Raw genomic sequence first — 14,153 nt, forward strand, 5'->3', positions numbered from 1 at the left:
CTCAGCCATTCCTCCGTTCATCAACTATCATTCTTGCCAGTCTGGCCGCCTGGGCATTTGTCGTGGTAACTACCACTCCCGCTTGCTGTAACTTAGCAACTTGCGCTGCCTTATTTTGTTCATCCTGATTTGTACCACACACATATGCCACTACCGCCAAGGTATTGCCATTAGCCGCAGCCGCTTTTTTAGCGTTTTCGATTACTGCAACCAATTCCCCAGCCGGATCTTCGGCAGCACCATAACCAATTACCACATCAAGCAATAATACAGCTGTTTGCGAATCCTTAGCAACCTTCATAATATATTCATTACGCAACGATCCATCAATCATAGGATGTGGTTTACCCATAGTAAATTGATCATCACCCAGATCAATTGCCGTATGCTGCCCTGATACCACAACATCATGTGTCAGCAGTTCTTTGCGCAAAGGAGTGTTTGAATATATGGGGCCAAGCGTTTCACCTAATACCAGGCTTGCTTCATAACATAAAGTCCCACCAGCATACAAGGCACGCACACATTGCTGCCCAGAAGCCAATTTTGCTTTAGCCTCTTTCGCCCAGCCAGCAAGCTTGCTTTCAGTAGTAAGCAAGCTTGGTTGTTTACCGCTCAGCAGCGCTGTTTTTAACGCCGTTTCTTCTAAAGTGGCAGCAACAGTTATGTTAGACGGTACTTTATCAATAACACTGCCAAGGAAGCAGAGAACAACCTTTTTAGTAGTCCCAGCTACTTTTGTTATAATCTTGTCTACTACTGATTGAGCCGGTGGCTTAGAAATAAGAACAATGGTTTGAGTATTGCTGTCATCAATTAGCATATCGATGGCCTGCAGCATAGTAGCTGCTCCGATCGCTTCTTTTAAATCCCTGCCGCCTGTGCCAATGGCTTGACTAATTCCTAGTTCCATAGCATCTAATAAGCAAATTACTTCCTGCAAACCGGTACCAGACGCTGAAATCAGGCCGATATTTCCTGATTTAACTTTATTGGCAAAACCAATGCCGTTACCATTTATGATCGCAGTACCACAGTCAGGCCCCATAACCAGCAAGCCCTTTTGGGCAGCCATTGTTTTCAAATAGACTTCGTCTTCAATAGATACATTGTCACTAAATAAAAATACATTTTTACCATACTTCAAAGCTCGCTCTGCTTCGATGACCGCATATTCGCCCGGAACAGAAATGAAAACCAAATTTGTGTCCGGGTCATCCTGATACGCCTTGACGGCAGAATGTATGACCATCTTATCGGCATTCTTGCCGGCAGCAGCTTTTTTACTCATTTGTTCATCTATTTTGTTTATGACCCACTGCACATCAATATCTTCCGGAGCCCGGAAAGCTAGAATTAAGTCATTCGGGCCAGCGGTCTCTCCCTCAGATCCTAATAAATTAGCTTCTTGCAAAATAACCCGATTGGCCGGTGTTCCCATCATAACCGAAACATCATCCAATCCCTCAACCTGTTTTAGCTGTTTGGAAATAAGCATAAGGGTAACTGAATCATAATAGCTATTTTTTCGTACTACATTATGAATTTTCATTTACTGACTCCTTTCTCTTCGGCGGTGTACCTGCAGATAATGCGGTAAAACCGCCGTAAACGAAACCTACTAAAAAGTCGACACCAGAAAAGTGTCCCAATTGCATTAGTTTCCGGACTTTGTCAATCACTTCTTGCTCGGCTCCGGCACCAAACGAGCGAATCATTTCACCAACCCGCTGATGATACAATCCTTTTACACCATACTTGATATACTCAACAGACATAAAGGTGGTTAATTGGAGAGCATTGACCACTAGGTGCTGTGCCATTTTTTTGGCTGCCTGCTGGCAATTTTCCGGCTGTACATGAATGATCCCACTGAGAAAACCAAGTAGGAAATCATCACCGGAAGGGGTTGAACCTGGTCCTACACCAAGCAGGCCACAGATACCTTTGTTAATTAAACTCCCCTTGTTTTCCAAAATACCGGCAATCAACATCTTGACCGCTTGTGGAATTCTGGCGTCGATCAAACTAGGAATTTTACTACGGCTACAAAACATTTCGGCATCATACTGACCGACATAAGCCAGAATGCCGCCTTCTTTATCGGCGTCATTACACAGCTGTTGTAACCGTCGCAAACGCGGCAAAAAATCGACTGCACCAGTTAAAGAATCATAAGAAACTTGGCAAGAAAATCGTGAACACGTCTGCAATCCCCGTACTGCCAAGCTCTCGCCGATTACTATAGTGTCGGCAAAGTATCGTACCATTTGCTGCTTCAGCTCAAAATTGAGCCACCCGCCAACTAGGTCCACCTCTATGCCAAAAGGAATATGATCCATGCCAGAGCGAACCAAGGTGACAATTCCGTCGGAAGTAAGAATATTGATATAGTCATGGTGGATTGATTTTATTTGCCCAATCGTACCTTCCGCTGACAAAAAAAGATCTTCTGAAATTGCAGCAGCATTAAGTAGCCGCATAACTATATCACCTTCCTTGAGTTTTATTATAATGAATTTTCTAATTATACTCATCGTGCATTTGCACCAAAGAAACGAATAATCGCTAGGCACATTGCACATCAGTTGATTTTATCTGAGCATAAATCCAGGGGCTGCCGCAAAGGGACTGTGGATAACTTATCTCTAAGTTTTTCCACAGCCCCTGGAGGCAACCCCTGACTATACCCCCGTTTTCATTACTCTCTGGATAGGGGCTTGCTGATATCAGAAAAACGGCCACGAGAGCGGATGGCTTAGCACTTTGGTTATAGGAGCTGGTTACTTTTTCTCAAATATTGTGCCTTTTTTGAATTTTGAATCTGCAAAGGCAAACTTCATCAGAAGCATATAGGAAATACCTGCCACAACAAAGCCGATAATCCAGGCCAATTCCACTTTCATGAAGGCAGCGCCGGCACCAATAAGCATTGCAAGAATGGCGCATGGATTATAGCCGGCAAATTGACCATTTTCTTCATATAATTCTGAAACATTTATTTTTTGCTTCCTTAAAACATAATATTCGATTAATAAAATGGAAACTATCGGCCCTAAAAATGCGGAGTATATGAGAATGAACATCCCCAGACCCTCTGCCGAAGAATCCTGCACCAGCACCCAAGGACATGCGCATAACGCCAGCAGTCCGGATATGGTAACAGCAGTCTTATATTTTAGTTTTGTAATCAGTGTAATAACATAGGTCGGCGGAATAATATTAGCAACCATGTTTACTGCAACCGCGCCCATAACAATAAATGCGGATACAAAGAAGGTAATATAAGCATTATCTATCACTATGGCAAACGCCTTCACAGGATTAGAGATACCAGTTGCCGCAGCAAGCATTGCGCCAATGCATAGTACAAAGCCATACGCTATTACAATCGGCAGAAAGTATAAAAAACCACGTTTTCCGTTACTAATACCGGATTTTAATTCTCTTGAATAGTCAGCTGCACTTAAAAAGATGGCCGCATAATTTCCCATAAACATCATTATGAAGGCAAAAAACGGTAAGCCCCAAGTGCCTTGTGCCTGAACCCATTTCGCGGTAATAACCGCACTGTGGGATGTCAGAAGAATACCAAATACATAGAGAAGTGCTAACATAATGACCGTAGATATAACCGATTCCACCCATTTAATGGCATGGAAGCCGTAAAGCGAAAGCACAATCTGTACCACCTGCAGCACTACAAAACAGGCGAAAATATTATCAAAACTGCCACCGGTAATAATCTTGGCAATTTCATTTAAAGCAGTACCGCCAATCCAGCTTTGAAAACCATACCAGATGATAGCGGGAATACCGCGCAAAAGTGATGATACGATGCAGCCTTTCACCCCGAAGGACATTCTGAGCTGGACAACATATGGTATTCCCGTTCTATAGCCAAGCCTGTCGTTTAAAGCAAAAACGGTTGAAATGATAGCAATGGCGATAATAGCTGCGGTAAATGTCTGAACGATGTTTAGCGTCGCAATTCCCGCTACAACCAAACTAGATCCCAGCGTCATATTACCTAAATTAACACCATCTCCAAGCCACATAAACATATAGTCTATCGGACCTACCGTCCTGCCTGCTTCGGTTTTCGGATTGAGCGATTCATCCACACCCATATCCTGCTGGACCTGCATCGTTTTAGGCTCGTTACTTTCTGAATTTGTATACATCGTAAGACCACACCTTCTCTTTTTTTATTTTCCGTACTATTGAGAATGCATCGGTTTATAAATCAGGTTATAAATTAGGTCTTAAATGTTTGCCAATAGGCTTTGATACAATCTTACCCTCCTTAAAAACAGTTGTTCCTCTGAGAATCGTTTGTGTCACTGTTCCACAGAAGCTGTCACCAACATAAGGACTTACTTTATGCTTATAAAAAAGATCTTCAGCCTGTAATGTGAATTTCTTATCCAAATCTACCAGCGCAAAATCCCCATCGTAGCCAACAGCGATTTTCCCCTTACCCTGAATTCTAAATATCTCGTTAACATTTTGCGAAGTCAGTCTTGCAATGCTCTCAAGCGAAACCTTTCTAGCATGGCAGGCATGAGTAAGCATAGCTGGCAGCGTTGTTTGGCAAGCCGAAATTCCACCCCAAACCTTTAAAAATTCCCCGTCTTTTAGCTTAGGGTCACAAGGCGAATGGTCAGACGAAACAAAAGCTATCTCGTCGTTTAACAGTTTTGCCCACATCTTCACTTGGTTTTGAGAATCGCGAATAGGCGGCGAACATTTTGCCACTGTTCCCATCCGTTCTACATCGTCATCTGTAAGAATTAAATAATGCCCAATTGTTTCACAGCAGACATCAACACCTCTACTTCTTGCCTGGGTAACAAGTTCGACTGCCTTGGCAGTGCTAATATGGGCAATGATTAATTTACAGCCTGTCTCCTCCGCAAAGGAAATCATGCGCGAAACATTTTCTATTTCCGTAATCGGCGGACGCGCGGCAAAATAATCCCGTACTGTTGTTTTGTTATTAGCAAGAGCAAGCGACGTCAAATCTCTGGTGATTTCCGCATTCTCACAATGTACCATCAGCGGCAGTCCAAGCTTTGCTAACTTTTCCATACCCACAAGAGCTGTATAATCATCCGCTCTTTCAAATTCATCAATACCGCTAAAACAGGAAAATGCTTTAAATCCTATTACCCCGCATTCAGCAAGTTCTTCAAAATTTTCTAAATTTTTGGGAGTAAACCCACCCCAAAATCCATAATCAACTAAGGAGTCCTTCTGCGCCACAGCAAGCTTCGCCTTAAAGTTTTTGGCGTCAAGCGTGCATGGACTACAATTAAGCGGCATATCAAAGTATGCGATGCCGCCGCCTGCTGCCAAAGCACTGCTTCCTGTTGTGATTGTTTCCCACTCTGTTCTTCCCGGATCGTTAAAATGCACATGCCCGTCTGTTACGCCGGGAAATACATGTTTTCCAGCAGCGTCAACTGTATTTTTTGCACTGCCCGATATTTCTGCTGCAATTTCCGCAATTTTTCCATCGCAAACAGCAACATCTGCTTTTTTCACGCCATCAGGGCAAACAAGAAACCCATTTCGAATGATTACATCATAACGCTTGTTCAAGTGATCCCCTCCCTTATTTAAGTACGCTCCCGGAAAGCCGAGAGACTTTATAGTTCAAGGCGTTATGCCTTGGACTTTTTGCTTCTTTCCTTCACCAAATCCCAAGCTTAAAAGACCTTCGCTTTGTTTTTTACCTAGAAGGAATAGGTTAAGCTGGTAATGAGATTGCGTCTACCATCTGGGCTATTACCATTTTTATCTTTCATATCATTGTATTGCACAGCTAGAATGGCGTTTTTGAATACCGTGTACTCAATACCATATTCAAACCCCTTGGTGTCGTTAAAAACAGCAAGACTTCCAGCTACATCGCTAGATTGCGGAGTGCTCCACCATTCTGGGTCAAAACCTTTATCAGCTTTTCGATAGCCTACCCAAACGCCATAGGAATGCTCTTTAGCCGCGTCAGCACCCATGTATTTCAGATTGCTATACCAGGCTTTGGCCTCAGAACCTTTGTTTAATTGTTTCGCATTGTCAGCCCCATTTTTGCCATATTCAGCATTTAGGACAAATTTGTTGAAGGCATAACTGAAACCAATGGCCTGCGTCTTATATTCATTATAGTCTTGACTATCTGTAAAATAAGCTAAGCTCATATCAAAGTTAGGAGTAAACGCATAATTTAGATCAGCATAGGCATAGTTAGGCGAATCCCAGCCTGTTGTACTATGAAACTTGGCAGCACCTACGTTAACTTTCACTTTATTTCCAAAACTAATCTTCGCTCCATCCCAATCATGCCCGGTATCACAAGTAATACCCTTACCAACAGACATAACCATACGTCCTGCGGTAAAATTTACGCCCTCAAAAAGTTTACCTGATAAATAGGCAAGATCTATATATGCATCGCCAGCTTCGTTAGTTTTATTGGATTCACTGTGAAACCGGGCATTAAACGCTACATCATCCGACATCTGAGTAGCCATATTTAAACGCACACGCGTCTTCATCGTTGTAGAGTCTGTACCAGTACTAGGATCAACCTTTGTCCACTCATAACGCTCACGGAACTCTCCCGAGAACTTAATATTGCCCTGCTTCTTTTCTACCTTAGTCAGTCGAACATTTAGGCCTTCCAGTTCAGCTTCGTACTCCACAGCCAATTTTTCAATGAGGGCTTTATCCGCCGCATTGGCTTTGTCAGCATGAGCTATCGCACTAGCAACAACGGCAGCCATTTCATAGCGGCTAACTGCACGTTCACCTTGATAACTGCCATCACCGCCACCGGTAATGATGCCATCGTTAGCCAACTGCTGAACAGCGCCATACGACCAATGTTTCACCGGAACATCCGCGAAAGGATTTGCAGCAAAAGCTGTCCCGGCAATACTTAGTCCAAACACCAGGGCTAACGTAGCTGCTATATTCTTTTTCATCTATTTGCCTCCTTGAATTCTTCATAAATATTTGTTAATATAATGTAATTGAATTTGTTTACTTCTTATTGCCGCTTTCCTCTGTTACCGCAGAGTAGGCGGCGCTTTTTTTATCCCAGATGAGTTTGGTTTGTCATTCCGAGAGGCTATTTAATTTTTTTCACGAATTCCCCAAAACCTTTCTGACCAACAAGCTTACCATCTTCCGCCACAATATGGCCTCTGACTACTGTGCATACTGGAAGTCCAACACCCTTTAAGCCAACAAAAGCTGAAATTTTATTAACATAATACAAGGATTCAGGTGTGATCTCCCACTCTTTTTTCGGATCTAGAATAACAAGGTCGGCATCAAAGCCTACTTCTATTGCACCTTTTTTTCCGTATATTCCGAAAATTCTTGCTGGTCCTTCGCTCATGGCTCTGGCAAGTATTGTTGGGCTGTAGCTTCTTTTCACCACACCTTCACTGAAAACCACCTGCATCGTGCTTTGGATACCGCTAATTCCACCCCAGGCTCCAAATACGCCATGAGCCTCTTCGCTTTTTTCGCTGAGTTCACAGGGTGAGTGGTCTGAACCGACAGAACATAAGGTGCCGTTATTTACATATTCCCACATTTCTTCTACTGCAGCAGTTTCCCGCAGCGGCGGTGCACATTTGAACAAACTTCCGTTTTTAATTACATCTTCATCTGTAAATGCCAGATAATGTCCGCAGGTTTCCGCCGTAACATCAATACCTTCAAGCTGAGCATCCCTGATGACTTTCGCAACTTTCGGATGACTTACATGGCAGATATGGACCTTAGCATCAAGCTCTCTTGCAAGGCTAATAATGTTTTTGGTTGCAATCAGCTCTGCAATGACCGGTCTTGAATCAAGGAAATCCTTCCAGTCATTCTTTTGCTTCCGCTGTGCCCTCGCCTCCTCCCATTTGATTATTGAATAATCTTCGCAGTGGAAACCGGCACGGGCATCGAAACTTTTCAAAATTTCTATTGCTTCTTTTGCTTGTCCAATTGTAAGAGATACGTAATCTGGAGAAACCGGACCTATAAATGATTTGAAAGCAACACAACCCTTATTGTCAAGTTCCTTCAGTGCATCAAAATTGTAATCTACAAGTCCTCCCCAGAAACAATAGTCTACATACGCATTGGACGAAACATGTGCGAGTTTCTTGTCAAAGCTCTTTCCATCGGTAAGTGCAGGCTCATTCTGAAGGGGCATATCAACAATTGTTGTATACCCTCCCACACCTGCAGCTGCTGTACCATGGGCATAATCCTCTCTCCAGTTATAGCCCGGATCATTAAGGTGCGCATGGCTGTCTATGGCACCTGGAAAGACAAAGTTACCCTTTGCATCAATAACTTTGTCTGCTTCTGCAGAGGCACCTGGCTCCACTATTGCTGCTATTTTTCCTCCCTGAATACAGATACTTGCCTCGAAAACCCGATCTGATGTTACAACTCTCCCGTTTTTAATAACCAAATCAAACACCGTAAGACCTCCCCTAGCAATATTCTGATCTGTCCTTGACACACTTGTTAATGGGCACTATGGCTTATTTATTTGGCAAAAGCTCCCTTGTGGTCAAAGGCATTGTTGTGAATGACATCGGAAATAAGATAATTGTAAATATCATCAACAATTTCAATTCCGTTTTTCTCATAGTTCTGTTCTCTGATCATACTGGATTGACCAGGGTACATCACCGAGTCAAATCCCGGTGCTGGTTTAACTTTATTTAAGTCATCCATGGTATTAGTGATGTTTTGCAAAAACTCATTCATATCTGTAAAATATTCCGGATTGATTACGATATGCAACTGGCCTAAATTACGGGATTCTCTCAAATCATGATACATTGAGCTTACTTTATTGCCATAAGGAACTCCTAATAATACGCCAGACAACACATCAACCATCATTTGCATTGCATATCCCTTAGGACCGGCAATTGGTACCAGCGCATTTACTTTAAATGGATCTGTTGTAGGCGCGCCATCGGCGTCCACTGCCCATGTATCAGGAATTGATTCGTGCTTGGACCGGGCATATAGTATTTTCCCCCACGCTTGCACTGTTGTGGCCATATCCATCATCAGGATTCTGCCGTCTTTGCTTGGTGTCGCAAAAGCGATCGGATGCGTTCCGTAGAAAGGCTCTGCACCGCCATAAGGAACCACCATCGGATCTGATTGGCACATTGCAATACCAATAAGATTCTCTTTAGCAGCTTGCTGTACAAAATAAGATAATGCGCCACTATGACCGATGCGTCTGACTCCAATAATGGATATTCCTGTTTCCTTAGCCATTTTGATGCCTTCATCCATGGCCAGTTTGGCAGCAACATGTCCTGATGCATTATCGCCGTCAAAAATAGCACTGCATGGACCGGTTTTTGTAAAAGTAAAGTTAGGATTAGTATTTGTTCCACCTTTGGAGATTCGTTCGGCATAATATTCTACCCGCATAGCTCCATGAGAATGAACTCCTCTGGCGTCAGCATGTACTAGTACATCTGCAAGAATATCGGCATGATCTTCATGCAAGCCTGCTTTGCAAAACTTTTTCTTCATTAATTCTTTTAATTCGGCTCTTGTTAATCTCATATCAGCACCTCAAAATATTTTAATTTTCTGCTACCCTGCGTTATTGTTCTTACAACGCGGCATCACGATTGCAATCTTTGGAGTAAATGTACGCAAGCTTCTCGCGGCCCACTGCATAAACGGCTTGGGGCACATATGGGCCAAACCAGATATAATCACCTTTTTTCACAGGTATCCACTCATTATCTAAGTAATACACGCCTTCCCCTGAGAATAAATAAGCCCCGTGTTCCTGCGCGTGAGTTTCCACAAAAGGATGACACCCGCTCGATTCAAAAGTCAGTATATGCATATTCATATCAAACGCCAAATCGGTTGGCAGTAAATCAACAATTTTGACATTTTCCATGTCTTCATAACTTCTTTCCGCTATTTCATTGACATTGCCCACGACAACCCAGGATTTCGCACCTTCCAGCGCTTCATATTTTTGTTTATAAAGAATTAGCTTGGCTTCACCTTCTGTCAGGTTTTCTAAATGCATCTTTTCACCCGGAGGGCAATACATATAGCCGCCGGCTTCCAAAACAGCACTTTTCTCCTGTGTATAGGCTTTTATTTTTCCTTCCATACAGAAAACAAAGGTTTCTATGCCTTCACCGCCAAAGCCCTGAATATTTTTGCCATCCTTAGCCATAGTGACTAAGTAATGTACAAAGCTTGCACCCATCTTGGGAGAAGCCAGAATTGAAATTCTGCAATTTTCAAAACCTGGTATTACGTTATTTACCAGACCCTCCGGTGGTACAATTGCATAACTTCCATGTTTTATAACAGCCCTGCTTAGTAATAAATCTTTTGGATATGCCATTGTTTTTTCTCTCCTTTATTTATAAGCTAATTCATACAGCGCACCCACTAGCGCCTTTACCCCTTCTCCCAGGTCATGGGGCTCGGTAAATTCTAATGGCGAATGACTGATGCCTTTATGGCTTGGCACAAATAGCATTGCGGTCGGTACTGCCGGAGCCATTATCTGGGAGTCGTGACCTGCTCCACTATGCATCATTTTATAATTCAGTCCATTTTTCTCACATTGTTTTTTTATAATCTCTACGATACCGGGATCCATGGGAACCGGATCGGCATCCATCCACATATCAATATGGATTTCTACACCTGCTTGCAAAGCAATTTCCTGCATTACTGCAGTTACTTCTTCGGTAAATTTAACCAAAATATCTTTATGCGTATGGCGGGCATCTAGCGTGAATAGTGCCTTGCCTGGCACAACATTTACAATATTGGGGGTTAGCTCCACTTTGCCCACTGTAGCCACCAATGGGTCACCATAGTTCTTCGTTATATCCATAATCGCACATATACTACGACTAGCTGCATGAATAGCATCTTTCCTATAACCCATCGGCGTTGTACCAGCGTGATTAGCTTCTCCGGTAATCTCAATAGTAAAGCGTCGCTGACCTACAATATGCTCAACTATCCCTACCGATTTTTTTTCGCTCTCTAACACGCCGCCTTGCTCAACATGAACTTCCACAAATGCTTTTAGATCTTTACGTACAGCACTGCCTTCTGACCGGAAGCAAAAACCGGCTTTGCGCATAGCTTCAGTAAACGGTATGCCTTCAAAATCCACCATTGTTTCCACTTCTTCACGCTTAGCGATACCTAGAATATTTTTGACTCCCCAGAAGGCATAAGGAAATCGGCTGCCTTCTTCTTCAGCCATGGATACTACTTCAACGTTACGCAGCGGCTGTCCATACTCTTTTTTTAAATAATCAAGCGCAATAATCCCAGCGATTATTCCAAATTGGCCATCATATAACCCACCATTTTTTACAGTATCTACATGCGAACCTGTTAAAATAGTTTCGTCCTTATATTCAGTTCCTTCTAGCCGTCCAAACAAATTGCCGACGTCATCATATTGAACAACAAAACCTAGCTGCTGCATGTGCTGCTCTAACGCCTTTTGCGCTTCCGTCCACTCGGGCTTATATAGAAAACGCGAGACTCCGCCATCGGAATCCTTACCAAATTCGCCTAACCATTTTAAAAGTTTCTCGGTTTCCTGTCCAAACTCAAACGTACTCATGGTTTCCCTCCGCCACAACTGAAATTACCAATATACATATTCCTATTTTCAGCCCTCCAATCATTTTTCTGGGATCCCATTCTATTAAGGGGTTGTCATCATTGAAAGTCGCACTCTTAGACCAATATCAACCGGGAAAACTAATTCCCACAATCTTTTTTTACTACTTTTCATACTTTTAAACTCTGTCCAGTCACTAGTTTATCGCATTGTGCTTTGAGACAACTCCTGTTAACTTATAAGTTGTGTTAATTATACTGAATTTTTTCATTTTTCGACTAGTGCAAAATTTGCAAATTAATTAGGGGTAACTGTGCATATTGCATATACTTTTTTATTCTTCTCCTGTAGAGCCGCTCCATACCAGTTGTCCCCATTCTAGCTATAGTTAGAATGGGTTTAGCAAGCAATAAAAAACACCTGCCTCGCTGAAACAAGGCAAGGTTTCAATTGATTTATTCAATAACTACATACGTATATTTTTGACGCATTCATCAATACAAAGGTGCACACTCTTCCAAGATAAATTGTGCATTCTGCTCATTAGTGTACGTGTCACAAAATTGAATATTTTCCTCCCATTCCGCCCACCCTATGCATGCTATAGGCAATTATACGTGATACTCAATATATTAAATCTTACATACAAAAATACAAATATCTAAATAAAATGTGCATTACGCATAGTTACTCCAATTTTTGAAAGGAAATTGCAAAAACATGTTGAATCGATCATATATCAAAGTAATACAGGGGAGGGATAGATATGCATTTACTTATTAAAGATGTTTTACAACTTTTTCAAGACAAATCGGTCTCCCTAGCTGCAGGATTCGCTGGATTGGATAATATAGTTTTATCCGTAAATATAATGGATGCACCAGATATCTTGAATTGGGTGAAGCCAGGTGATCTAATATTGACAACTGCATATGTCGCCAAAGACGACCCCATCTTACAGGAGCGTTTAATAAGAGATCTTGTCGCAACCGGCGCTGCTGGGCTTGGAATTAAAACCAAGCGGTTTTTGCCGGAAATCCCCACTATTATTAAAAAGATTGCCGACGAACTTAACTTTCCTATTCTCGATCTCCCTTTAGACATGTCCCTGTCCGAAATTATGAACCCGATCATTAGCAATATCGCTAACAAGCAATCCTATGTACTCCACCGCACGATTGAAATACAGAAAACTTTAACCAGAGTCGCTATTCAAGGTGAAGGTTTATGCTCGATTATAACCTGTTTGGGCAAATTAACTCAATGTCCTGTAGGCTGCTTTGATGTCAATGGCTTCCCCCTTGTCCAGTGGATACCTAAAAAAATCCCTGGAATAGACGATACTATAGTAAAGCAATTTGATTCCATTTTAGATAAAAAGGCAGCAAATAATGACGAGCTCCAAGATCTGCTAGCTCAAACAAAATCACCCTGTACACAAAATCTTACTATTGAAAATAGTAGCTATCTGATTACATCCTTTCCAGTTATGTCAAATAATGAATCTTTTGGACATATTTCAATAATCCAGATAAATGATACTTTCTCAGATATTAACTGTATAGCTTTAGAACAAGCATGTATTGTGGCGGCCCTGGATTTTTCAAAGCAAAAAGCAATAGCACAAAGTCACCGGCTACATTCCAGAGACATACTCGACTATATATTATTTGATGATTTGTCAAACCATAATGTCGACGAAATTCTATCAGGCTCCAGGCTTATGCAGGCCAAATTCTTTGAGTGTTGGGTTATTGAACTGGCTGAAAACGAAACTATAGTAAATGTTCCGGTTATTCTAACACGTATCTACAAAACCACGCAACAAATGGTAACCGCCGCAAATCCTTTGTCAATAGTGTCTGAACGAACAGGCAAAATCATTGTGCTTGTAGCGTCTACCAGCAACTTTAACACAAATGAAACTCACCCAGGAATAATATTACATAATGCTTTTCATACCATGTATCAAAACCTGAAAATTTCCATTGGTATTGGTACAATATCTACCAAGCTAGGTGGAGTCCGGCAGAGTTTTCATGATGCATTAACTTGTCTGCGCTTAGGCCAGCAAATTAAAGGAGGCGGACAAATCACTTTTCCTTATGAAATCGCTTGTTACTCAATTTTAGAAAACTGTGAGTCATCTTCCATCTTATCGCAAATCTGCGACTCTATTATTCAAAGGCTAGAACATTCGGAAAAAAATTCTGGTACTGATCTATTACAAACACTAGAAAAATATCTTGAATGCGACAAAAGTTTAACTGAAACTTCCAGCGAATTGTATATCCACAGGAACACACTCTCTAATAGATTAGAAAAAATCCAGGATATCGTCAATTTAGATTTTAACAACAGGGAATTAGTATTTTGCCTACGCTTAGCGTTACGACAACGGAAAATCAGCAGCGCTCATAGAAAGAATAGCTAGGTAGGGTAGTCGACCTGTTCCAAATTCTCACATATGGCTAGTTTT

At 41.9% G+C, this 14,153-nt stretch carries 10 protein-coding genes; 1 reads left to right on the plus strand and 9 read right to left on the minus strand.

Annotation, left to right across the window (positions count from 1 at the left end; genetic code table 11):
- Position 1 precedes the first annotated feature (1 nt).
- From fdrA to allC, 9 genes are all read right to left on the minus strand, one after another.
- Positions 2-1,552 (minus strand): acyl-CoA synthetase FdrA, encoded by a 1,551-nt coding sequence (gene fdrA / locus AC1ECB_RS11485; protein WP_485668811.1) that lies wholly within the window; start codon positions 1,550-1,552, stop codon positions 2-4.
- Positions 1,539-2,483 carry an oxamate carbamoyltransferase subunit AllH family protein gene (locus tag AC1ECB_RS11490; RefSeq protein ID WP_485668812.1) on the minus strand — a complete coding sequence of 315 codons (945 nt, stop codon included), beginning with the start codon at positions 2,481-2,483 and terminating at the stop codon, positions 1,539-1,541. The genes fdrA and AC1ECB_RS11490 overlap by 14 nt, the downstream gene beginning before the upstream one ends.
- Positions 2,484-2,783: 300 nt before the next feature.
- A complete protein-coding gene (locus tag AC1ECB_RS11495; protein ID WP_485668813.1) occupies positions 2,784-4,184 on the minus strand; it encodes an NCS1 family transporter in 1,401 nt (466 codons plus the stop codon).
- A 67-nt stretch (positions 4,185-4,251) separates the two neighbouring features.
- A complete protein-coding gene (gene allB / locus AC1ECB_RS11500) occupies positions 4,252-5,604 on the minus strand; it encodes an allantoinase AllB (RefSeq protein WP_485668814.1) in 1,353 nt (450 codons plus the stop codon).
- Between the two features lie 134 nt (positions 5,605-5,738).
- On the minus strand, positions 5,739-6,989 hold the full coding sequence (locus AC1ECB_RS11505; protein WP_485668815.1) for a porin: 1,251 nt from the start codon (positions 6,987-6,989) through the stop codon (positions 5,739-5,741).
- A 146-nt stretch (positions 6,990-7,135) separates the two neighbouring features.
- Positions 7,136-8,494, minus strand: a complete 1,359-nt coding sequence (gene allB / locus AC1ECB_RS11510; protein WP_485668816.1) for an allantoinase AllB — start codon at positions 8,492-8,494, stop codon at positions 7,136-7,138.
- A 68-nt stretch (positions 8,495-8,562) separates the two neighbouring features.
- Positions 8,563-9,612 (minus strand): ureidoglycolate dehydrogenase, encoded by a 1,050-nt coding sequence (allD, locus tag AC1ECB_RS11515; RefSeq protein WP_485668817.1) that lies wholly within the window; start codon positions 9,610-9,612, stop codon positions 8,563-8,565.
- 49 nt (positions 9,613-9,661) lie between these two features.
- Positions 9,662-10,423, minus strand: a complete 762-nt coding sequence (gene allE, locus AC1ECB_RS11520) for a (S)-ureidoglycine aminohydrolase (RefSeq protein WP_485668818.1) — start codon at positions 10,421-10,423, stop codon at positions 9,662-9,664.
- 15 nt (positions 10,424-10,438) lie between these two features.
- Positions 10,439-11,674 (minus strand): allantoate deiminase, encoded by a 1,236-nt coding sequence (gene allC / locus AC1ECB_RS11525; protein ID WP_485668819.1) that lies wholly within the window; start codon positions 11,672-11,674, stop codon positions 10,439-10,441.
- A gap of 766 nt (positions 11,675-12,440) precedes the next feature.
- Here allC and AC1ECB_RS11530 point away from each other — a divergent pair.
- Positions 12,441-14,108, plus strand: coding sequence for a PucR family transcriptional regulator (locus AC1ECB_RS11530; RefSeq protein ID WP_485668820.1), 1,668 nt, complete (start codon positions 12,441-12,443; stop codon positions 14,106-14,108).
- Positions 14,109-14,153 lie beyond the last annotated feature (45 nt).

This window comes from Sporomusa sp. 246TCP1 (assembly GCF_057319775.1).

What these genes read in the sequence shown, in the direction of transcription:
- fdrA (WP_485668811.1), bottom strand. Translation starts at nt 1,552, where the DNA reads ATGAAAATTCATAATGTAGTACGAAAAAATAGCTATTATGATTCAGTT.
- AC1ECB_RS11490 (WP_485668812.1), bottom strand. Translation starts at nt 2,483, where the DNA reads ATGCGGCTACTTAATGCTGCTGCAATTTCAGAAGATCTTTTTTTGTCA.
- AC1ECB_RS11495 (WP_485668813.1), bottom strand. Translation starts at nt 4,184, where the DNA reads ATGTATACAAATTCAGAAAGTAACGAGCCTAAAACGATGCAGGTCCAG.
- AC1ECB_RS11505 (WP_485668815.1), bottom strand. Translation starts at nt 6,989, where the DNA reads ATGAAAAAGAATATAGCAGCTACGTTAGCCCTGGTGTTTGGACTAAGT.
- allD (WP_485668817.1), bottom strand. Translation starts at nt 9,612, where the DNA reads ATGAGATTAACAAGAGCCGAATTAAAAGAATTAATGAAGAAAAAGTTT.
- allE (WP_485668818.1), bottom strand. Translation starts at nt 10,423, where the DNA reads ATGGCATATCCAAAAGATTTATTACTAAGCAGGGCTGTTATAAAACAT.
- allC (WP_485668819.1), bottom strand. Translation starts at nt 11,674, where the DNA reads ATGAGTACGTTTGAGTTTGGACAGGAAACCGAGAAACTTTTAAAATGG.
- AC1ECB_RS11530 (WP_485668820.1), top strand. Translation starts at nt 12,441, where the DNA reads ATGCATTTACTTATTAAAGATGTTTTACAACTTTTTCAAGACAAATCG.